Annotated in this window: 20 protein-coding genes and 4 tRNA genes; 7 read left to right on the forward strand and 17 right to left on the reverse strand. The window is 70.7% G+C overall.

The features are described from left to right. Positions 1-28: 28 nt before the first annotated feature. The 11 genes from E2169_RS04030 to E2169_RS04080 all read right to left on the reverse strand — a co-directional run bounded on the left by E2169_RS04030 (position 29) and on the right by E2169_RS04080 (position 7,124). Positions 29-104: transfer RNA gene (locus E2169_RS04030), tRNA-Thr, on the reverse strand. Positions 105-147: 43 nt separating this feature from the next. Next, positions 148-221 (reverse strand) — tRNA-Gly (locus tag E2169_RS04035). Between the two features lie 13 nt (positions 222-234). Then, a tRNA-Tyr gene (locus E2169_RS04040) sits at positions 235-320 on the reverse strand. Positions 321-437: 117 nt separating this feature from the next. Further along, on the reverse strand, positions 438-1,529 hold the full coding sequence (ychF, locus tag E2169_RS04045; RefSeq protein WP_132985285.1) for a redox-regulated ATPase YchF: 1,092 nt from the start codon (positions 1,527-1,529) through the stop codon (positions 438-440). A 6-nt stretch (positions 1,530-1,535) separates the two neighbouring features. Continuing rightward, entirely contained in the window at positions 1,536-2,117 is a 582-nt protein-coding gene (gene pth / locus E2169_RS04050) for an aminoacyl-tRNA hydrolase (protein WP_132985286.1), read from the reverse strand. A 51-nt stretch (positions 2,118-2,168) separates the two neighbouring features. Next, a complete protein-coding gene (locus tag E2169_RS04055; RefSeq protein ID WP_132985287.1) occupies positions 2,169-2,822 on the reverse strand; it encodes a 50S ribosomal protein L25/general stress protein Ctc in 654 nt (217 codons plus the stop codon). A gap of 107 nt (positions 2,823-2,929) precedes the next feature. Further along, complete coding sequence (locus tag E2169_RS04060; RefSeq protein ID WP_132985288.1) at positions 2,930-3,892, reverse strand: ribose-phosphate diphosphokinase; 963 nt, start codon at positions 3,890-3,892, stop codon at positions 2,930-2,932. Positions 3,893-3,931: 39 nt separating this feature from the next. Then, positions 3,932-4,008: transfer RNA gene (locus tag E2169_RS04065), tRNA-Gln, on the reverse strand. Continuing rightward, positions 3,971-4,870, reverse strand: coding sequence for a 4-(cytidine 5'-diphospho)-2-C-methyl-D-erythritol kinase (gene ispE, locus E2169_RS04070; RefSeq protein WP_132985289.1), 900 nt, complete (start codon positions 4,868-4,870; stop codon positions 3,971-3,973). The genes E2169_RS04065 and ispE overlap by 38 nt, the downstream gene beginning before the upstream one ends. Next, positions 4,867-5,517 (reverse strand): lipoprotein insertase outer membrane protein LolB, encoded by a 651-nt coding sequence (gene lolB, locus E2169_RS04075; RefSeq protein ID WP_132985290.1) that lies wholly within the window; start codon positions 5,515-5,517, stop codon positions 4,867-4,869. Before lolB ends, ispE begins: the two co-directional genes overlap by 4 nt. Further along, positions 5,514-7,124 (reverse strand): tetratricopeptide repeat protein, encoded by a 1,611-nt coding sequence (locus E2169_RS04080; RefSeq protein ID WP_308422599.1) that lies wholly within the window; start codon positions 7,122-7,124, stop codon positions 5,514-5,516. The genes lolB and E2169_RS04080 overlap by 4 nt, the downstream gene beginning before the upstream one ends. 165 nt (positions 7,125-7,289) lie before the next feature. Between E2169_RS04080 and hemA the strand changes: the two genes are divergently transcribed. The 3 genes from hemA to ppk2 are packed head-to-tail and all read left to right on the forward strand — an operon-like array spanning position 7,290 to position 10,471. Then, the gene (gene hemA / locus E2169_RS04085; protein ID WP_132985292.1) at positions 7,290-8,600 is read left to right on the forward strand and encodes a glutamyl-tRNA reductase; all 1,311 of its coding nucleotides are present in this window, start codon (positions 7,290-7,292) and stop codon (positions 8,598-8,600) included. Then, positions 8,578-9,666: a peptide chain release factor 1 gene (prfA, locus tag E2169_RS04090; RefSeq protein ID WP_132985293.1), complete on the forward strand. Its 1,089-nt coding sequence runs from the start codon at positions 8,578-8,580 to the stop codon at positions 9,664-9,666. The genes hemA and prfA overlap by 23 nt, the downstream gene beginning before the upstream one ends. 19 nt (positions 9,667-9,685) lie before the next feature. Then, on the forward strand, positions 9,686-10,471 hold the full coding sequence (ppk2, locus tag E2169_RS04095) for a polyphosphate kinase 2 (protein WP_132985294.1): 786 nt from the start codon (positions 9,686-9,688) through the stop codon (positions 10,469-10,471). An 18-nt stretch (positions 10,472-10,489) separates the two neighbouring features. On the opposite strand, the gene E2169_RS04100 is transcribed toward ppk2, so the two are convergent. Beyond that, positions 10,490-11,113, reverse strand: coding sequence for a TlpA family protein disulfide reductase (locus E2169_RS04100; protein ID WP_132985295.1), 624 nt, complete (start codon positions 11,111-11,113; stop codon positions 10,490-10,492). 2 nt (positions 11,114-11,115) lie between these two features. After that, on the reverse strand, positions 11,116-12,384 hold the full coding sequence (locus E2169_RS04105) for a YihY family inner membrane protein (RefSeq protein WP_132985296.1): 1,269 nt from the start codon (positions 12,382-12,384) through the stop codon (positions 11,116-11,118). 77 nt (positions 12,385-12,461) lie between these two features. Between E2169_RS04105 and wrbA the strand changes: the two genes are divergently transcribed. From wrbA to E2169_RS04120, 3 genes are read left to right on the forward strand one after another with little or no spacing between them, the layout of a single operon-like run. Next, positions 12,462-13,052 (forward strand): NAD(P)H:quinone oxidoreductase, encoded by a 591-nt coding sequence (wrbA, locus tag E2169_RS04110; RefSeq protein WP_132985297.1) that lies wholly within the window; start codon positions 12,462-12,464, stop codon positions 13,050-13,052. Beyond that, positions 13,052-13,414: a DUF2069 domain-containing protein gene (locus E2169_RS04115; protein ID WP_132985298.1), complete on the forward strand. Its 363-nt coding sequence runs from the start codon at positions 13,052-13,054 to the stop codon at positions 13,412-13,414. Before wrbA ends, E2169_RS04115 begins: the two co-directional genes overlap by 1 nt. A 58-nt stretch (positions 13,415-13,472) precedes the next feature. Next, positions 13,473-13,958, forward strand: coding sequence for an asparaginase domain-containing protein (locus E2169_RS04120; protein ID WP_132985299.1), 486 nt, complete (start codon positions 13,473-13,475; stop codon positions 13,956-13,958). A 112-nt stretch (positions 13,959-14,070) separates the two neighbouring features. On the opposite strand, the gene E2169_RS04125 is transcribed toward E2169_RS04120, so the two are convergent. Next, positions 14,071-16,116, reverse strand: coding sequence for a S8 family peptidase (locus tag E2169_RS04125; protein ID WP_132985300.1), 2,046 nt, complete (start codon positions 16,114-16,116; stop codon positions 14,071-14,073). Between the two features lie 263 nt (positions 16,117-16,379). Next, positions 16,380-16,931: a putative Fe-S cluster assembly protein SufT gene (sufT, locus tag E2169_RS04130; RefSeq protein ID WP_132985301.1), complete on the reverse strand. Its 552-nt coding sequence runs from the start codon at positions 16,929-16,931 to the stop codon at positions 16,380-16,382. A gap of 88 nt (positions 16,932-17,019) precedes the next feature. Here sufT and E2169_RS04135 point away from each other — a divergent pair, with 88 nt between their 5' ends. Beyond that, the gene (locus tag E2169_RS04135; protein WP_132985302.1) at positions 17,020-17,427 is read left to right on the forward strand and encodes a hypothetical protein; all 408 of its coding nucleotides are present in this window, start codon (positions 17,020-17,022) and stop codon (positions 17,425-17,427) included. Positions 17,428-17,455: 28 nt separating this feature from the next. Here the strand turns inward: E2169_RS04135 and E2169_RS04140 are convergent, their stop codons facing one another. Both E2169_RS04140 and E2169_RS04145 read right to left on the reverse strand, forming a co-directional pair. Beyond that, entirely contained in the window at positions 17,456-18,853 is a 1,398-nt protein-coding gene (locus tag E2169_RS04140) for an NAD(P)(+) transhydrogenase (Re/Si-specific) subunit beta (protein WP_132985303.1), read from the reverse strand. After that, the gene (locus E2169_RS04145; RefSeq protein WP_132985304.1) at positions 18,850-19,161 is read right to left on the reverse strand and encodes an NAD(P) transhydrogenase subunit alpha part 2; all 312 of its coding nucleotides are present in this window, start codon (positions 19,159-19,161) and stop codon (positions 18,850-18,852) included. Before E2169_RS04145 ends, E2169_RS04140 begins: the two co-directional genes overlap by 4 nt. Positions 19,162-19,307 lie beyond the last annotated feature (146 nt).

Below are 19,307 nucleotides of genomic sequence, written 5' to 3' on the forward strand. Positions count from 1 at the left end.
GGCCGCGCGTGGTGCTGCGACCCGAAGATGGTGCTCACGACTGGAATCGAACCAGTGACCTCCTCCTTACCAAGGAGGTGCTCTACCGACTGAGCTACGTGAGCGTGAGTTGTGCCCTGGCGCCGCGGTTCCAATGATACCCCGCGGTGGAGCGGGAGACGGGAATCGAACCCGCACCATCAGCTTGGAAGGCTGAGGTTCTACCGTTGAACTACTCCCGCGCCGGGGATGTACTGGTGGAGGGAGGTGGATTCGAACCACCGAAGGCGTAAGCCAGCAGATTTACAGTCTGCCCCCGTTGGCCGCTTGGGTATCCCTCCAGCACACAAACCGGTGAAACAGCCCGCGATTTTGACGGTCCCGAACGCGACTGTCAACGTCCGCGACCGCTTTCGCCCGATCGCGCCGCGGCCGGATGCGCCGGCCGCCCCGCGGACTCAGACGTTGAAGCGGAAGTGCAGGACGTCGCCTTCCTGCACGCGGTATTCCTTGCCCTCCAGCCGCAGCCGCCCGGCCTCGCGCGCGCCGGCCTCGCCCTTGTAGCGGATGAAGTCGTCGTAGCCGATGGTTTCGGCGCGGATGAAGCCCTTCTCGAAGTCGGTGTGGATCACCGCGGCCGCCTGCGGCGCGGTGGAGCCGCCCTTCACCGTCCAGGCGCGGACTTCCTTCACGCCGGCGGTGAAATAGGTCTGCAGGCCGAGCAGCAGGTAGGCCGCGCGGATGACCCGGTTCAGGCCCGGCTCCTCCAGCCCCAGGCTCTCCAGGAAAGCGTCGCGGTCGGCGTCCTCGAGCTGGCTCAGCTCCTCCTCGATGGCGGCCGAGACCGGCACCACCTCGGCGCCCTCGCCCACCGCCCGCGCCCGCACGGCGTCCAGGTGCGGATTGTCCTCGAAGCCGTCCTCGAGCACGTTGGCGACGTACATCACCGGCTTGAGCGTGAGCAGGAACAGGTCGCGCACGGCCGCGCGGTCGTCCTCGGACAGGCCCAGCGCGCGCGCCGGGGAACCGGCGTCCAGCCCCGCGCGTACCCGCGCCAACACCTCGACCCGGGCCTTCGCATCCTTGTCCCCGGTCTTGGCCGAGCGCTCGGCGCGCTGCAGGGCCTTGTCCACCGATTCCAGGTCGGCCAGGGCCAGCTCGGTATCGATGGTCTCGATGTCGGCGATCGGATCGACCTTGTTGTTGACGTGGATGACGTCGGGGTTCTCGAAGCAGCGCACCACGTGGGTGATCGCGTCGACCTCGCGGATGTGGGCCAGGAACTTGTTGCCCAGGCCCTCACCGCTGGCGGCGCCAGCGACCAGGCCGGCGATGTCGACGAACTCGACCGCGGTCGGGATGCACTTCTGCGGCTTGACGATCTCCGCCAGCGCATTCAGCCGCGGGTCCGGCACCGGCACCACGCCGACGTTGGGCTCGATCGTACAGAAGGGGAAGTTGGCCGCGGCGATGCCCGCCTTGGTCAACGCGTTGAAAAGGGTCGACTTGCCGACGTTCGGCAGGCCGACGATGCCGCATGTGATGCCCATGGTGTTTCAGTCCCTGTTGGTGTGCAGCCGCTTCATGGCTTCGTTGAAATCGCCGGCCATGGCCAGCGGCAGCACGTCGAGCGCGTCGTCGATGGCGCGCCCGATGAGGATGTCGTCGTCGGGCGAGGGGCGCCCCAGCACCCAGCCGGTGACCCGGTCCTTGTGCCCCGGGTGGCCGATGCCGACGCGCAGGCGGTGGAAACGGCCGTGGCCGAGCAGGCGCATGGTGTCGCGCAGCCCGTTCTGGCCGCCGTGGCCACCGTCGAACTTGAGCCGGGCCGCGCCCGGCGGGAGATCCAGCTCGTCGTGGACCAGCAGCGCCTGCTCCGGCTCGATCTTCCAGAAGCGCAGCGCGGCGGTCACCGACTTGCCGCTGAGGTTCATGAACGTGGCCGGCTTCAGCAGCCAGGCCTCGTGGCCGGCGATCCGCAGCTTCGCGGTCTCGCCGAAGAGCTTGCCGTCGACCTTGAAGCGCTCGCCCTCGCGCTCGGCCAGGGCATCGACAAAACGGAACCCGGCGTTGTGCCGGGTCCTTGCGTGCTCGGGACCGGGATTGCCCAGCCCGACGATGAGCCGGAGGCCGTCCATCGGGTCGACGCCGGCCGGCGCCCGTTCACGGGAGCGCCGGCGCGGTGCGCCTTACTTCTCCTCGGCGTCCTGCTTGGCGGCTGGAACGTCGGCGCCCTCAGCGGCTTCATCGGCCTCGGGCTCTGCCTCGACGCGCGCATGGCGGGCCACGGCCACGGCCGGGTTGTGCTCGTCGTCGATCTTCGCCACGAGCTCGACGCCCTCCGGCAGCACGACGTCGGACAGGTGCACGGTGTCGCCCATCTGCATGTTGCTCAGGTCGACTTCGATCGACTCCGGCAGCTTGCCCGGAAGGCAGGCCACCTCGACCTCGTTGAGCTCCTGGGTCAGGACCACGCTCGCGGTCTTGCCGGCAGGCGAGGTTTCGGCATTGACCAGGTGCAGCGGCACGCTGACGCGGATGACCTCGTTCTCGCTCACGCGCTGGAAGTCCAGGTGCATGATCAGCTGGCGATACGGGTGGCGCTGCATGTCGCGCAGAAGCACGCGCTGCACCTTGCCGTCGATCTCGAGATCCATGATCGAGGAATAGAACCACTCGTGCTGGCTGGCGACCCAGGTCTTCTCCTGGTCGAGCTGGATGCTCTGCGGGGCGACGTCGCCACCGTAAACGATGGCCGGGACCTGGCCCGCGTGACGCAGGCGGCGGCTCGCACCCTTCCCCTCGTCCTTGCGGCTGGCGGCCGTGATCTTGTTCGTGCTCATTGGTATTTACTCACTTGCTGGGATGGTCCGCCTCGCGGCGGGGTGGTGACTCCCCCGCGACCAGGGAAGCCGATGTTGAAGCGGGTCGGACCGCGGCCCCGGGGGCCTCAGTCCACGTAAAGGGAGCTCACCGACTCGCCGAAGGCAATCCGGCGGATGGTCTCGGCCAGCAGTTCGGCGACGCCGAGCTGGCGGATGCGGCCGCACTCGTGGGCCGCCTGCGAAAGCGGAATGGTATCAGTGACCACCAGCTCGTCGAGCTGGGATGCGTTCACGTTGTCGATCGCGGCGCCCGACAGCACCGGGTGGGTGCAATAGGCGACGACCTTGGTGGCGCCCTGCGCCTTGAGCGCCGCGGCGGCCGCGCACAGGGTGCCTGCGGTGTCGACGATGTCGTCGACCAGCACGCAGGTCTTGCCGGCGACGTCGCCGATGATGTTCATCACCGTGGCCACGTTGGCCTTCGGGCGGCGCTTGTCGATGATCGCGAGGTCGGCGTCGTCCAGGCGCTTGGCGATCGCGCGGGCGCGCACCACGCCGCCGACGTCGGGCGAGACCACCACCATGTTGTCGGTGCCGTGCGCGCGCCAGATGTCGGCCAGCAGCAGCGGCGAGGCGTAGACGTTGTCGACCGGGATGTCGAAGAAGCCCTGGATCTGGTCGGCGTGCAGGTCGATGGTCAGCAGGCCGTCGGCGCCGGCGGCGGTGAACATGCGCGCCGCCAGCTTGGCCGTGATCGGCACCCGCGAGGAGCGCATGCGGCGGTCCTGCCGGGCGTAGCCGAAGTACGGCACCACCGCGGTGACGCTGCTGACCGAGGCGCGCTTGAGCGCGTCGATCAGGGCCAGCACCTCCATCAGGTTCTCGGCGGTCGGGGCGCAGGTGGACTGCACCACGAACACGTCCTGGCGGCGCACGTTCTCCTCGATCTCGACCTGCACCTCGCCGTCGGAGAACGTGGACACCAGGGCCTTGCCGGGGCGCACGCCGAGCTCGCGGCACACGGCGAGCGCGAGCGGACGGTTGGCATTGCCGGAGAAGATCAGCAGGTTGCCATCTTCCTTTTTCACGGGACTACTCCGCTGGACGCTTGCGACGATGAAGGTGTTTGGCAGGGGCGGCAGGATTCGAACCTGCGAATGCCGGGATCAAAACCCGGTGCCTTGGGCCACTTGGCGACGCCCCTGCGGTGACCTGGCCGCAAGTGCATCGAGCAGCGGTGAGCGCGACACGCCGGCCACCACGCGGGCACGAAGCCCTTGCGGCAGCCTGGCGAGCGCGTCCTCGGCGGGCTCGCGCGCGGCGAACTCGACGAAGCAACCGCTGCCCGTCCCGGTCAGGCGTGGCGTGCCGGCGCGCGAAAGCGCCTGGAACGTGGCCTCGATGGCCGGTTCCAGGCGACGCAGCACCGGCTCGAACACGTTGCCGAGCGGAGCACCCGAAGCGAAGTCGACTATTGTCGCGGGCGGGGCATCCCTCGTCAATTCAGGGGTTTGGAACAGCGTCGCCGTCGCCACGTGGACGCCGGGATCGGCGATCAGATACCAGGCCGGCGGAAGCTCCACGGGAACCAGGCGCTCGCCCACGCCTTCGGCCCAGGCGTTGTGGCCGTGGACGAAGACCGGCACGTCGGCGCCGAGCCCGGCGCCGATGGCGGCCAGCGCGCCGGTCCCGGCCTGCAGGCCCCAGAGGACGTCCAGCGCCATGAGGACCGTGGCCGCGTCGGACGAACCACCGCCGAACCCGCCCCCCGCCGGAACGCGCTTTTCAACGCGGATATCGGCACCTTCGGAGACGTTGAACGATTTTTTGAGGTTTTCTGCCGCGCGAAGCGAGAGATCGGAAGCTTCCGGCACCGCCGCCAGGTCGTCGCCGTGGCGGACGATCCGCCCGTCGGCGCGTGGGCGCAGATGCACCGTGTCGCCCCAGTCGAGCAGCCGGAACACGGTCTGCAACTCGTGGTAGCCGTCGGCGCGGCGCCCGGTGATATGCAGGAAGAGGTTGAGCTTGGCCGGCGCCGGCCAGGCCGACCAGGCGGCCGCGGTCATCGTTCGGTCCCGCCCCACGCGTCCACCACCAGGCGCACGCCGGCGTCGCCGCGGCGGGCGTCGATGCGCAGGGGCAGACCGGGCCGGCCATCCCCGGCCGCGCGCCAGGCGCGGAAATCGATGCTCCAGCCGGCCTGCTCCAGCCGCAGCGGCAGCAGGTCTTCACCGAAGGCCAACTGCGCCGTCCCGTGCACGGCCTCGTCGGCGGGCAGGCCGCGCAGCCAGGCGCCCAGCGCGTCGACCGGCACTTCAAGCCCGGTGGCTTCGAAGAGCAGCGCCTGGCCGTCGGGGCCGGTGCGGACGCCGCCTTCCAGGCCTTCGAGCCGGGCGCCCGCGGAATCGACCGCAAGCCGCCAGCTCTGTCGGGTCACCGGCGCTGCCAGCGCGACTTCGAAGGCCCCGCCGTCCTGGTGCCACTCGATCCGGCCACTGCCGCCCTTGCCGCTGCGGGTGATGGCCGCACGCCCGGTCAGCGACCAGGCCGGCATTGTCGCCAGTGCCTGCGCGCGCTCGGCCTGCAGGGCTTCGGCGCGGGCCCGGTCGGCGGCGTCAAGGAGCGGCGGCGCAACTGGTGGCAGCGGCCGCGTGGCGCATGCGGCAAGCGCTCCCGCGCAGGCCAGCGTGAACAGGAACCGCAGCAGCGTCATTCGCCGACCTCCTCCATGGCCCGGCGCAGCGCGCGGTTGTCGGGGTCGATGCCACGGGCCTGTTCGAACCACTCCATCGCCTCGTCGCGCCGGCCCAGCTGCCAGAGCACGGTGCCGACGTGGGAGGCGATCTCGGCGTCCTTCTCCAGCACGAAGGCGCGGCGCAGTTCGACCAGGGCTTCCTGGTGGCGGCCAAGCCGGTACAGCACCCAGCCGTAGCTGTCGATGATGGCGGCGTTGGTCGGTTCGGCGATGCGCGCGCGCTCAATCAGCTCCAGGGCCTCTTCATAGCGATCGGTGCGGTCGGCAAGCGTGTAGCCCAACGCATTGAGCGCAGCGGTGCTGTCGGGGTCGGCGACCAGGATGCGGCGCAGGTCGGCCTCGGCGCGGGGGATGTCGTCGTTGCGCTCCCACATCAGGGCGCGCGAATACAGCAGCGCCGGCTCGTCGGCGAACGCGGCCAGGCCGCGCGCCAGCGCGTCGAGCTCGGCGGCGGCATCGCCGTCCTCTCGGCGCAGCTCCGACTCCATCAGGTAGGCGTCGCGGCGCAGGCGCTCGTCGGCGTCGGCGTCCTGCTGCAGGGCGCGCAGCGCTTCGTAGGCCTCGTCGCCGCGCTCGAGATCGTGCAGCACCTTGGTCGCGCGCAGCCGCGCGGTGGCGCGCTGCTCGCCGCCCGGGACGCTGCGGTACCAGTCCAGGGCTTCGCCCGGCCGCTCCAGGAACTCGGCCACCTGGCCCAGCAGCAGCCGACGCGCGGGGTTGGGCACCCCGGCACCCTGCGCCAGGCCCGCGTAGAGCGCGGCCAGTGCGTCCTTGTCGTCGGCCTCTGCCAGCAGCGAGGCGCGCAGCGCCACCTGGGCCAGGTCGCCGGCGGCTGCAGGGTCGGCATCGAGCAGGACCGCACCGGCAGCAGGGTCGCCCAGCTCGGCATAGGTCAGCGCCACCCGCTCGCGGATCCGGGGGCCCGCCAGGGCGTCTCCGGTGGCCAGCGCATCGAGCACCTCGCGCGCCTCGCCGCTGCGGCCGGTGCGGTGCAGGTGGCGCACGCGCAGCAGGCCCATGACCGGGTCGTCCGGATGAAGCTCGCGCGCGACCGCGTCGATGCGTCCGAACAGGGCATCGTCGCCCAGGCCCAGCGCCAGCTGCCCCGCCGCCGACAGCGCCATGGGCTCGGTGGGCAGGGCGCCGCGCTCGAACAGCTGGCCCAGCACCCGCGCCGACAGTGCGGGATCGCGGCTGCCGGTGCCGAGGACGGCGAAGGCCGACAGCCAGCCGCGGGCGCCGCCGTCGCGCAGCAGGGCCTCGAGCCCACGCCGCGCCGCGCGCTGCTTGCCGGTGCGCAGCGCCAGGGTGGCGTCCGCGGCCCGCATCGCGAGCGTTTCGGGTGCGCGCTTGCGCCACAGTTCCAGCGCCTCCTTCAGCGCGCGGTCGTCGCGCCCCATCAGCGCGTAGCGGGTGGCGCGGGCGGCCAGCGCGGCATCGTCGGGCGCGGCCCGCGCGGCCTGCAGATACCAGTCGACCGCTTCGTCCAGGCGCCCGGCCGACACCGCGAACTCGGCCGCCATGGCCTCCTTCATGGGTCCGGCCGCGCCGGTTTCGCGCGCCATCGCCGGCGCGGCCAGGATCGCCACGCACAGGGCGACCGCCAGCGGCACGGCGAACCGCAACACAGTATCCGGGCGCCCTCCAAGGGGCGTCCGGGACGCGCGGTGCCCGGGCACCGTAAAATGTCGCCGTGTCATGCCAGCACTTTATCGCAAGCACCTGAACCCATGAGCCTCGTCGCCATCGGCCTCAACCACCAGACCGCGCCGGTTGAACTGCGCGAACGGGTGGCCTTTGCCGACGACCGGCTGCAGCGCGCGCTGGCCGACCTGCGCGCCCTGCCCGGCGTGCGGGAAGTGGCGCTGCTGTCGACCTGCAACCGTACCGAGCTCTATGCGGTGGCCGATGACGACGGCCGCGCGCTGGTCAACTGGCTGGCCACGCATCCCGAGGATCCGATCGGCGACGCCGGCTCGCTGCAGGCCTACCTGTACCGCCATGCCGACGACGAGGCCGCGCGCCACCTGTTCCGGGTCGCCACCGGCCTGGACTCGATGGTGCTGGGCGAGCCGCAGATCCTGGGCCAGGTGAAGCAGGCCTGGTCGGCCGCGCGTGGCGCCGGCACGCTTGGCGGCCATCTCGACCGCCTGTTCCAGCACGCCTTCGTCACCGCCAAGCGCGCGCGCACCGAGACCCGCATCGGCAACAGCCCGGTGTCGATGGCCTCGATGGCGGTGCGCCTGGCGCAGGACAGCTTCGCGCGACCGGAGGATTCGGTCGCGCTGCTGGTCGGCGCCGGCGAGACCATCGAGCTGGCCGCGCGCCACCTGGCGGCGGCGAAGGTCAAGCGGTTGATGATCGCCAACCGCACCTACCGCCACGCCGAGGAGCTCGCGCACCGCCACGGCGGCACCGCCCTGCCGCTGGAGGAGCTCCACCACCACCTGCACCTGGCCGACATCGTGCTCTCGGCCACCGCCAGCCGCACGCCCGTGATCCGCCGCGCCCACGTCGAAGCCGCGCTGGCGGCGCGCCGCCAGCGGCCGATGCTGCTGCTCGACCTCGCCGTGCCGCGCGACATCGAGCCCGAAGTCGGCCAGGTGCGCGACGCCTACCTGTACTCCGTCGACGATCTCGAGCGCGCGGTCGAGGACAACCGCCGCAACCGCCGCGAGGCCGCCGACGCCGCCGAGTCGATCATCGACCTGCAGGTGGCCCACTACGCGCGCCAGCAGGCCACCGGTGCGCGCAGCGGCCCGATCAAGCGCCTGCGCGCCCACGGTGACGCGGTGCGCGCCGACGTGCTGGACCGCGCGCGCCAGCAGCTGGCATCCGGGCAGCCGCCCGAGGCCGTGCTGGAATTCCTGGCGCACACCCTCACCAACCGCCTGCTGCACCCACCGACCGCGGCGCTGCGCGAAGCTGCGGCCAGCGGCGATGCCGGCATGCTCGACGCGGTCGCGCGCATGCTGCCGCCGGAGGAACCGACGCCCGCCGTCGCCCGGAACGACGACGATGCTGCCGACGCTGCGCCGTAAGCTCGAGGCCCTGGCCGAGCGCCGCGACGAGCTCGAACGCCTGCTGGCCGAACCTTCGGTGGCCGCCGACCAGGCGAAGTTCCGGGCCCTGTCACGCGAATTCGCCGGTCTCGCGCCGCTCGCCGCCGCGCTCGCCGACGAAGGTCGCGCGCGCGCCGACCTTGAAGCCGCCGAGGCGATGCGCGCCGATCCTGAACTGCGCGAACTGGCCGATGATGAAGTCGAGGCCGCCACCGCGCGCCTGGCCGAGCTCGACGACACCCTGATGGCGCTGCTGGTGCCGCGCGACGCCCGCGACGACGGCGGCATCTACCTGGAAGTGCGCGCCGGCACCGGCGGCGACGAGGCCGCGATCTTCGCCGGCGACCTGCTGCGCATGTACGCCCGCTACGCCGAGCGCCAGGGCTGGCGCGTCGAGATCGAATCGTCCAACGCCGGCGAGCACGGCGGCGTCCGTGAGGCCGTGGCCCGCATCGAGGGCGCCGGCGCCTACGCCCGGCTCAAGTTCGAATCCGGGACCCATCGCGTGCAGCGCGTGCCGGAAACCGAGTCCCAGGGCCGCATCCACACCTCCGCGGCGACCGTGGCGATCATCCCGGTCGAGGACGAAGGCGAGCCGATCGAGATCAACCCGGCCGACCTGCGCATCGACACCTTCCGCTCGTCCGGCGCCGGCGGCCAGCACGTCAACAAGACCGACTCGGCGATCCGCATCACCCACCTGCCCTCGGGCGTGGTGGTGGAATCGCAGACCGAGCGCTCGCAGCACGCCAACCGCGACAAGGCGATGAAGCGCCTGCGCGCGACCCTGGTCCAGGCCGAAGCCGAGCGCCGCGCCGCGGCCACCGCCGCCAGCCGCAAGCTGCAGGTCGGCAGCGGCGACCGCAGCCAGCGCATCCGCACCTACAACTACCCGCAGGGCCGGATCACCGACCACCGCGTCGAGGGGCTGACGCTGTACGACCTGCCCAACGTCATGGACGGCGCGCTGGACGCGCTGGTGGACCGCCTCACCCGCGAACACCAGGCCGACGAGCTGGCACGGCTGTCGGAACAGGCGGCCTGAACACACGGAGGAAGGCGTGATGGCGAAGATCAAGGGCAAGGCCTACGCGCAGGAACTCGAGCAGCTGCAGCACGAGCTGGTCGCCATGGCGCGCTGGGCCCGGCACCGCGGCGAGCGCATCGTCATCGTGCTCGAAGGCCGCGACACCGCCGGCAAGGGCGGCACCGCCAAGGCCATCACCGAGCACCTCGACACCCGCCAGTACCGCGTGGCCGCGTTGCCCAAGCCCAGCGAGGCCGAACAGGGGCAGTGGTACTTCCAGCGCTACGTCCCGCACCTGCCGACCGCGGGCGAGATCGTGCTGTTCGACCGCAGCTGGTACAACCGCGCCGGCGTGGAGCAGGTCATGGGCTTCGCCACCGACGCCCAGGTCGAGGCCTTCCTGAAGCAGGCACCGGTGTTCGAGAAGCTGCTGGTCGACGACGGCATCCATCTGTTCAAGTACTGGCTGTGCTGCAACCAGGAGCAGCAGGAGGAGCGCTTCGCCGAGCGCCGCGAGGATCCGCTGAAGGCCTGGAAACTGTCGCCGATCGACCGCGAGGCGCGGCTGCGCTACGACGACTACACCCGCGCCCGCGAGGCCATGCTCGAGGCCACCCATACGGCGCACGCGCCCTGGACGCTGGTCGATTACAACCACCAGAAGTCGGGGCGGCTGACGCTGATCCGGGACCTGCTCGACCGGCTGCCCGACGTGGCGGTGCCGGCGGTCCACCCGGAGTTCCCGCCGCTGCCGGGCAAGCCGCTCAGGGAGCGCTACGGCGCGCTGGAGCCGATCCCGCGCTACGCCATCGACAACGACTGAGCGCGCAGCCGGCGTCGCTCAGCCAGGCTGCCCCGGCGCGGGTCCGCCGGCGGCCTCGATGGCCTGTTCCAGCTCGGCCGCGGTGACCGGACCGAGGAAGGTCTTCACCAGGCGCCCGTCGGGCGCGACCAGGCAGGTCAGCGGCAGCCCGCGCGGGGTCGGAAAATCGCGCGGCGGGTCGTAAACATCGACAATGGCCACCGGATAGACCACCGGGCGCGTCTCCAGGAACATGCGCAGCGTCTCGGGGTCGGTGTCCTCGTAGGCCAGGCCGATGACCTCCACGTGCTCGCGCATGGCGTCGAGCGCGGACAGTTCCGGCATCTCCTTCAGGCACGGCGCGCACCAGGTCGCCCAGAAGTTCACCACCACCCAGCGGCCCCGGCGTTCGGCCAGGTCGTAACTGGCCCCGTCGAGGGTCGTCACCACCAGGCCGGGAAACTCGGCGCCCCCCTGGGCGGCGGCCGCTGCCGGCGATGCGGGCAACGTCGTCGCCGTCCCCGCATCGCCACCTGCAGCGTCTGCGCCAGCCTCCGGCGTCGTGGCGGGTGCGGGCGATGCCGGCGACTGCGCGTCCTCCCGCTGGCAGGCGGCAAGGAGCAACAAGGCAAGGCAGGCGACAAGGGCGTGGCGAAAATGCATGTTCATTCCCCGGGTGGGTCGAGGCAGTCGCCGACGCGGCGACGGAGCAGGTCGCGCAGCGGCAGGCGCAGCTGGTCGATGGTGGCGATCACCGCGGCGCCGCGGGCGTCGTCGGCACCGGGCAGGTGCGCCTCGGCGATCGGGATGCGCAGCTGGCCGGCCTCGTAGAGTTCGGCCAGGCTCAGGGTATCGAGGTCGCGGGCGAGCAGCCATTCGCCGGTCTCGACCCGGCGCACCACGCTGATCGACGCCAACTGGGCCAGCGTCTCCTGCACGAGCGCATCGGTGAGCACGGGCTCGCAGTCCAGGATCTCTTCGCTGTGCAGGCCGCGGCCCTCGCTGCGAGCCTCGCGCAAGCGCGCCAGCAGGCGCAGCATCGCGTAGATCTCGTAGCCCTGCGGCAGCCGCAGGTGCGCAGGCTGGTAGCGGAAGGCCGACACGGACGACGCGAACGAGGCACCCAGCAGGATGCTCACCCAGCCGAAGTACAGCCACAGCAGGAAGATCGGCACGAAGGCCACCGCGCCGTAGATGTGCTGGTAGGCGTTGAAGCTGCCGAGGTAGATGCCGATCAGCCGGCGGCCGATCTCCAGCAGCACCACCGCCACCACGGCGCCGGCGAAGGCGTGCCGCCAATGCACCGTGCGGTGCGGCACCACGCGGTAGATCAGGGCGAAGGCCAGCAGTTCGATCACCACCGGCGCGGCGTCCAGCATCGCCGACTGCAGCCACTGCCCGGCGCCGGTCCGGAACATCTCCAGCGCGAAGATCCGCCCCAGCACGGAGAGGCTGGCCGCGGCCACCAGCGCGCCCAGCGTGAGCACGGTCCAGTACACCAGGAAGCGTGAGAGCTGCGGCCGCGCGGTGTGCACCCGCCAGATGCGGTTGAAGGCGGATTCGATCCCGAACAGCGTGACCAGCACCGAGGCCACCAGCGCGATCACGCCCACCGCGGTGAGCTTGCCGGTGTTGCCCGAGACCGACAGCAGCCAGTCGCGCACGCCCTGCGCCGAGCTGGGCACGAAGTTGGCGAAGATGAACTCGCTGAGCAGGTCGCGCCATTCCTCGAACACGGGGAATGCCGAGAGCACGCCGAACACCACCATCGTCAGCGGCACCAGGGCGAAGGTGGTGGTGAACGACAGCGCGCCGGCGGCCTCGAACAGGCGGTCGTCGAGGAAACGCCGCCACAGGAAGCGCGCGAACGTCACGGCGCGCGCGCGATCACGCAGGCGCTCGCCCCAGCGGTTGAGCGAATCCAGTGGCTCCATCGTCGCGAGGTTAACCGATCGCGGCACCGCCGCGCCCTGGCGGCTGCGGCTATGCTTGCCGCCCCGGAGGAGAACCCATGGCCGAGATCCTGGTCCTGTACTACAGCCGCGGCGGCTCGGTCGCCGCGCTCGCACGCCAGGTGGCGCGCGGCATCGGCGAAGTCGAAGGCATGTCGGCGCGCCTGCGCACCGTGCCGCCGGTGGCGCCGGTGACCACGAACGCGGCGCCGCCCGTGCCCGAGGACGGCGCACCCTACGTCGAAGCCCGCGACCTCGCCGAATGCGCCGGCCTGCTGCTGGGCAGCCCCACCCGCTTCGGCAACATGGCCGCGCCCCTGAAGCACTTCATCGACGGCCTCGGCAGCGACTGGGCCAGCGGCACCCTGGTCGGCAAGCCGGCCGCGGTGTTCACGTCCACCGCCACCATGCACGGCGGCCAGGAGTCGACCCTGCTGACGATGATGCTGCCGCTGCTGCACCACGGCTGCGTGATCGCCGGAATCCCGTTCACCGAGCCGGGGCTGTCGGCCACGCGCAGCGGCGGCACGCCCTACGGTGCCAGCCATGTCGCCGGCGGCGACAACGATCCGACGCCCAGCGACGAGGAATCGAAGCTGGCGCGCGCGCTGGGGCGCCGCATCGCAGGACTCGCAGCGAGGCTGGGCTGATGGCCCTGGCCGCATCCCAACGCGTGCTGGCGGTCCTGCTGCTGGCGCTGGCGGCGCTGTTCGCGGCCTGGTTCGCGGGCGATGCGCGCTACCTGCAGGCGCTGGCGGTGTTCGCCCTGCCGCCGCTGCTGCTCGCCCTCGGCGTACTCGCACGCCGGCCCACGGCTCCGTTCTGGGCCGGGGTGCTCGCGCTGGCCTGGTTCTGCCACGGCGTGATGCTGGCCTGGGAGCGCGCCGATGGCCGCGGCTTCGCACTGGGTGAAGTGGCATTGGCGCTGGGCATCATCTGCGCTTCGTGCTGGCCGGGGCTGCGTGGCCGCTTCGGTGGGCGACGCGAAGGGCAAGGGCGCGCGAAAGACTAGAATGCGCATTCGGCCCGCGCACCGCGCAGGCCTCGGCCGGGCATTCGAGGAACACGCGATGGAAGAACTGCTGATCGTCACCACCGGCGGCACGATCGACAAGGTCTACTTCGACGACAAGTCGGATTTCCAGGTGGGCGAACCGCAGATCGGGCGCATCCTCGAGGAGCTCGGGGTCGCCTTCCGCTTCCGCGTGATCCCGATCATCCGCAAGGATTCGCTGCATATCGACGACGCCGACCGCGAACTGCTGCGCGCCACCATCGCCGCCCAGCAGGCGCGCCACGTGCTGGTCACCCACGGCACCGACACCATGGTCGAGACCGCGAAAGCGCTGTCATCGCTCGACGACCGCACCATCGTGCTCACCGGCGCGCTCAACCCGGCGCGCTTCCGCGGCTCGGACGCGGAGTTCAACATCGGCACCGCGGTGGGCGCCGTGCAGTCGCTGCCGGCTGGCGTCTACATCGCCATGAACGGGCGCATCTGGGACCCGCTCAGCGTCCGCAAGAACGTCGCCGCGAACCGCTTCGAGCCCGCCTGACGCGCACGGCGTCCCGCCCCGCCTTCCCGCACCCGCCCACATGGAAGCCCCTCCCCCGCAAGCGTGGGAGGGGCTCGGCTGCCTACTCACGGCTGCCGGTACGCGTCTGCGATCAGTACGTCCCCACCAGCGACACGCCCGAGTACGCGCTGTATCCGCGCACGAGGACATGCCAGGTGCCCGCGGCCGGGCTGTTGATGGTGCAGGTCTCGTTGTTGCCGGTCAGGTAGGGACGGCAGGTGTACGCCGTGGTGGTCGGTGCCGATCCGTGGCGCAGGTACAGGTCGGCGTCGCCGGTCCCGCCGGACATCTGCAGGCGCAGCTGGCTGCGGCCAGTCGGCACCTGGATGGTGTAGCGGCGCTCGCTGGACGCCGCGCCCGACAGGCCGGTGACCGGCACGCCGTTCTGCAGCTGGTCGCCGCCTCCACCGGCGACAGTGTAGCTGCCGGTCAGCGTGAGGCCCGAGAACGCCGAGTAGCCACGCACCATCACGTGCCAGGTCCCGGCCTGCGGATTGGTGAAGCTGCAGCTCTCGGCATTGCCCGCGCGATAGGGCCGGCAGTCGTAGGTCGACGTGGTCGGCTGCGAGCCGCGGCGCACGTAGAGGTCGGCATCGCCGGAACCGCCGCTGGTGGCGATGGTGAGGTTGGTGGCGCCCGACGGGACCGTGATCGTCCAGTACCGGGCGCTTTCGCTGGCACCCGAGACGCCGGTCACGGGCGTGCCGTTCTGCAGCTCGTCGCCACCGGGATCGCCCGGATCGCCACCACCGGCCGCCGCATCCACCGCGGCCTTGGCATTGACGATGCCCGCCCCGATCGGCTGGGAAGGCGTCGACGGGAAGGCGCGCGCCGTGCTCTTGATCAGCGCCTCGACCTGGGCCGGTGTCTTGACCGGATTGGACACCGACTGGATCAGGGCAACGACGCCGGCCACGTGAGGCGCCGCCATCGAGGTGCCGCTGTAGCTGGCATAACTCTCGCTGCCCGGACCCTGGGTGCCGGTATTGAGGGTGGAGTAGATGTTCGAGCCCGGGGCCGCGATGTCGACGATGGCGCCGTAGTTGGAGAAGCTCGAGCGCGCGCCGGTGCTGGTGATCGAACCCACGGCGATGACGTTGCTGCAGTTCGCCGGCGAGAAGCCCGAGGTATCGGCATTGCTGTTGCCGGCCGCGATGACAAGGGTCGAGCCGCGGCCGACCGCGCCGTTGATCGCGCTCTGCATGGCGCTGCCGCAGCTTCCCGACCCGCCCAGGCTGAGATTGATGGCCTCGGCCGGGTTGGCGTTGGCGGGCACGCCGCTGACCGAACCGCCCGACGCCCAGATCACGGCGTCCGCGATGTCGGAGTCGTAGCCGCCGCCACGGCCGAGCACGCGCACCGGGACGATCTTTGCGCCATAGGCGGTACCGGCCACGCCCTTCGCGTTGTTGGTCACCGCGGCCACGGTGCCGGCGACATGGGTGCCGTGCCAGCTCGAGGCGTAGCCGCCGTAGTAATCGCCCGGGTCGCTGGGATCGCTGTCGCGCCCGTCACCGTCGCCGCCCACCGATGCGGTGGAAATGAAGTCGTAACCCGGCAGCACGTTGGCGTTGAGGTCGCTGTGGTTGGTGATGCCGGTGTCGAGCACCGCGACCACGGTGCCGGAGCCACTGGTGGTGTCCCAGGCCTCGGTCGCGCGGATGCCGCCGGCACCGGTGCCATAGCCCCACTGCTGCCCGAAGTGGGTGTCGTTGGGGGTCAGGACGAGCCTGTTGAGCTTGTCGACCTCGACATATTCCACGTTCGGGTTGGCCGCGATCTGGCGCATCAGGCTCTCGGCCTCCACGCGGTCGAGCTTGCGGCTGGTGGAGATGACCTCGGCGCCCACCGCCATGCGGCGCTCGTGGCGCAGCGCCAACGGCGCCCCGCGCACGCCGGCCGGGACGACGCCGGCGGCCGCCCTGAGGGCGGCATCGCGCTCTTTCGCGCTCGCCTGCTCGGGGCTGCCACCGACATACTTGATGATGAAGCGGTCGTGCTGTTCGGACGCCTGCAGGCCGCTGAGGTTGATGCGGTCGGCCGCGAATGCCGGTGCGACAGCGAGGGAAGACAGGGCCACGGTGGTGGCAAGCGCAAGCGCGTGCATGCGCGCCCGGCGGAGCTTTGCGTCGGTCATGTGTGGAGTTCCCGGAACGGATGGAATGCCGCGCGGGGCGGCGAAGCGCCGGTGGCCGCCGCTCCGGGATCCCTCCCCGTTCCTGGCATCCGCCGACATGGGCGGACTGACATTTTTTGTCCGCAAAGTGACGCTAAGCGACAGCTTCGCAGCCATGCAAGCGGGAACTGGATGCAGTTGGCAGCGCAAGACGTGCGCTTAGTCACGATTCAGACAATTGCCTGTCGAAACAGGAACGATGGGCCTTGCGCCCACCGCCGGGGTCAGAACATTCCGGTTTCCAGACGCGCGGCCTCGGACATCATGTGCCGCGTCCACGGCGGGTCGAACACCAGCTCGACGTCGGCTTCGACCACGGTCGGGATCATCTCGATCTTGCTGCGCACGTCGTCGACCAGGATGTCGCCCATGCCGCAGCCGGGGGCGGTCAGGGTCATGCGCACCTCGACCAGGCGCTGGCCGTCGTCGCGATGGGTGACGTTGGCCTCGTAGACCAGGCCGAGGTCGACGATGTTGATCGGGATCTCGGGGTCGAAGCAGGTGCGCATCTGCGACCACACCAGCCGCTCCACCGCGGCGTCGTCGGCGCCTTCGTCGAGCTCGAGCGCTTGCGGCGGCTCCTTGCCGATGGCGTCCGCATCCCGGCCGGCGATCCGGAACAGGTTGCCCTCGATGAACACCGTGAAGCTGCCGCCCAGCGCCTGGGTGATGTAGCCGATGCTGCCCGCCGGCAGGGTCACCTCGTCGCCCTGCGGCACCAGCACCGCGGCGCAGTCGCGTTCCAGGCGGACGGGTTCACTGTTTCGGGAATACATGGCGTGGTCACGGCGCGTCGATGCAAGTGCGCCATTCTACCGCCCACCGGGGCGCTATCCTGTACCGCCACGAACGGTGCTGCGTTCCATGCCCCCATTCCGATTCCGGCCCTCGACGGCGCTGGCACTGGCGCTCGCCGGAAGCATCGGCATCGCCGCCGCATGGATCCTCGTGGCCCAGGCGACCCGCGGCCAGGGCAGCTGGATGGCGGTGGTCGCCGCGCTGGACGCGGCGCTGTTGCTGCGCATGGGCGGGTTCCGCCCGGGCGTTGCGCGCGCGGCCTGCGGGGTCCTGGCCACGGCGCTCGCCATCGCGCTGGCGAACTGGGGCATCGCCGCCAACGAGGTCGGCCGCATGCTCGGCCTGGCGCCCTGGGCATCGATGGGCAAGCTCGGCGTCGAACACGCATGGCTGCTGGTACGCCTTGCCAACGACGCCATCGACCTCGCATGGCTGGCGGCCGGGCTGGTCGTGGCCGCGGTCTGCAGCCGCTGAATGGCTCCCGTGCGACGTGTACGGCGGCTCAGTGGCCGCCGTCGAGCGCCTTGAGCTCGCTGACCAGGGCGCTGGCCATCTCCGCGCCGTCGCCGTAGAGCATGCGCGTGTTGTCGGCATAGAACAGCGCGTTCTCGATGCCGGCGAAACCCTTGCCCTTGCCGCGCTTGATGACGATCGCGTTCTTCGACTCCACCACGTCGAGGATCGGCATGCCGTAGATCGGGCTCGCCGGGTCGGTCCTGGCGACCGGGTTGACCACGTCGTTGGCACCGATCACCAGGCTGACGTCGGTGTTGCGGAACTCGGGGTTGACGTCGTCCATGTCCACGATCAGGTCATAGGGCACGCCGGCCTCGGCCAGCAGCACGTTCATATGGCCCGGCATGCGCCCGGCCACCGGGTGGATGGCGAACCTCACCTTCACCCCGCGCTCGATCAGGCGCTGGCTCAGCTCCCAGATCTTGTGCTGCGCCTGGGCGACGGCCATGCCGTAACCGGGCACGATCACCACGCGCTCGGCGTAGGCCATCATCGCCGCGACGTCGGCGGCATCGATCGGCTTCTGGCTGCCGGTGATCTCCGCGGCTTCGCCGGTCGCGCCGAAGTTCGAGAACAGCACGCTCTTGATCGAGCGGTTCATGGCCTTGGCCATCAGCCGGGTCAGCAGCATGCCCGCCGCGCCAACCATGGTGCCGGCGATGATCAGGGCCTCGTTGCCCAGCACATAGCCCTCGAACGCCACCGCAAGGCCGGTCAGCGCGTTGTACAGCGAGATCACCACCGGCATGTCGGCACCGCCGATGGGCAGCGTCATGAGCACGCCCAGCGCCAGCGCCACCACGAAGAAGGCCGCAATCTGCGGCACGCCCAGGGAGTGCACCACCATGCCGCCCAGCACCACCGCGGCCAGGAACACCGCGGCATTGAACAACTGCATGCCGGGGAAGCTGTAGCGCTTGTCCATGCGCCCGTCGAGCTTGGCCCAGGCGATGATCGAACCCGACAGCGCCACCGAGCCGATCAACGCGCCCAGCACCGCCAGCACCGCCGCCGTCTGCGTGGTCGCCTGCCCCGCCGCCGACCAGCGCAGCAACTCGACCGCACCGATCGCCGCGGCCGAACCGCCGCCGAGACCGTTGTACAGCGCCACCATCTGCGGCATGTCGGTGATCGCGACCTTCTTGCCGGAAACCCAGGCCAGCACCGTGCCCAGCGCCAGCGCGACCACCATCAGCGCGATGTTCTGCAGCCCCGGGATGAAGAAGGTGACCAGGGTCGCCAGCACCATGCCCACGCCGGCCCACTGGATGCCGCTGCGCGCGGTGCGCGGCGAGGCCATGCGCTGCAGGCCGAGCAGGAACAGGGTCGCGGCGACCAGGTAGCTGGCCTTGATCACCAGCAGGAGGATTTCCTGGACGCTCATGCGCCGCCCCCCTTGCCGCTTTTGGTCCTGTCGCTGGGCTTGAACATCTCGAGCATGCGCTCGGTGACGACGTAGCCGCCCGCGGCATTGCCCGCGCCCATCAGCACGGCCACGAAGCCGATCGCCTTTTCCAGCGTGGTGTCGGCGTGTCCCAGCACCACCATCGCGCCGATCAGCACGATGCCGTGGATGAAGTTCGATCCCGACATCAGCGGTGTGTGCAGGATCACCGGCACCCGCGAAATGATCACATGGCCGGCGATCGCCGCCAGCATGAAGATGTACAGCGCCACGAATCCATCGGCCACACGTGCTCTCCCCGGACAGCCCACGCCGATCATAACCGCCCGGCGCGCCGCCGCGACCGCCAGTGTCAACCGGTCGCAGCCGCGTGCGTTGTCATTCCCGACCCCAGTAGACGCGTGCGACATGGATGGCAGCCTGCAAGCACATC

Origin of the sequence: Luteimonas terricola (genome assembly GCF_004352845.1) — a bacterium.
Classification (GTDB): domain Bacteria; phylum Pseudomonadota; class Gammaproteobacteria; order Xanthomonadales; family Xanthomonadaceae; genus Luteimonas; species Luteimonas terricola.

Bases quoted from the DNA above. Each gene is read 5' to 3' on its own strand.
- ychF (WP_132985285.1), bottom strand. From the start codon at position 1,529: ATGGGCATCACATGCGGCATCGTCGGCCTGCCGAACGTCGGCAAGTCG.
- ispE (WP_132985289.1), bottom strand. From the start codon at position 4,870: ATGACCGCGGCCGCCTGGTCGGCCTGGCCGGCGCCGGCCAAGCTCAAC.
- ppk2 (WP_132985294.1), top strand. From the start codon at position 9,686: ATGGCGAAGATCAAGGGCAAGGCCTACGCGCAGGAACTCGAGCAGCTG.
- pth (WP_132985286.1), bottom strand. From the start codon at position 2,117: ATGGACGGCCTCCGGCTCATCGTCGGGCTGGGCAATCCCGGTCCCGAG.
- E2169_RS04135 (WP_132985302.1), top strand. From the start codon at position 17,020: ATGCCCCCATTCCGATTCCGGCCCTCGACGGCGCTGGCACTGGCGCTC.
- hemA (WP_132985292.1), top strand. From the start codon at position 7,290: ATGAGCCTCGTCGCCATCGGCCTCAACCACCAGACCGCGCCGGTTGAA.
- E2169_RS04080 (WP_308422599.1), bottom strand. From the start codon at position 7,124: ATGGCGCGCGAAACCGGCGCGGCCGGACCCATGAAGGAGGCCATGGCG.
- E2169_RS04105 (WP_132985296.1), bottom strand. From the start codon at position 12,384: ATGGAGCCACTGGATTCGCTCAACCGCTGGGGCGAGCGCCTGCGTGAT.
- E2169_RS04120 (WP_132985299.1), top strand. From the start codon at position 13,473: ATGGAAGAACTGCTGATCGTCACCACCGGCGGCACGATCGACAAGGTC.
- prfA (WP_132985293.1), top strand. From the start codon at position 8,578: ATGCTGCCGACGCTGCGCCGTAAGCTCGAGGCCCTGGCCGAGCGCCGC.
- E2169_RS04055 (WP_132985287.1), bottom strand. From the start codon at position 2,822: ATGAGCACGAACAAGATCACGGCCGCCAGCCGCAAGGACGAGGGGAAG.
- wrbA (WP_132985297.1), top strand. From the start codon at position 12,462: ATGGCCGAGATCCTGGTCCTGTACTACAGCCGCGGCGGCTCGGTCGCC.
- E2169_RS04100 (WP_132985295.1), bottom strand. From the start codon at position 11,113: ATGCATTTTCGCCACGCCCTTGTCGCCTGCCTTGCCTTGTTGCTCCTT.
- E2169_RS04125 (WP_132985300.1), bottom strand. From the start codon at position 16,116: ATGACCGACGCAAAGCTCCGCCGGGCGCGCATGCACGCGCTTGCGCTT.
- lolB (WP_132985290.1), bottom strand. From the start codon at position 5,517: ATGACGCTGCTGCGGTTCCTGTTCACGCTGGCCTGCGCGGGAGCGCTT.
- E2169_RS04140 (WP_132985303.1), bottom strand. From the start codon at position 18,853: ATGAGCGTCCAGGAAATCCTCCTGCTGGTGATCAAGGCCAGCTACCTG.
- E2169_RS04115 (WP_132985298.1), top strand. From the start codon at position 13,052: ATGGCCCTGGCCGCATCCCAACGCGTGCTGGCGGTCCTGCTGCTGGCG.
- sufT (WP_132985301.1), bottom strand. From the start codon at position 16,931: ATGTATTCCCGAAACAGTGAACCCGTCCGCCTGGAACGCGACTGCGCC.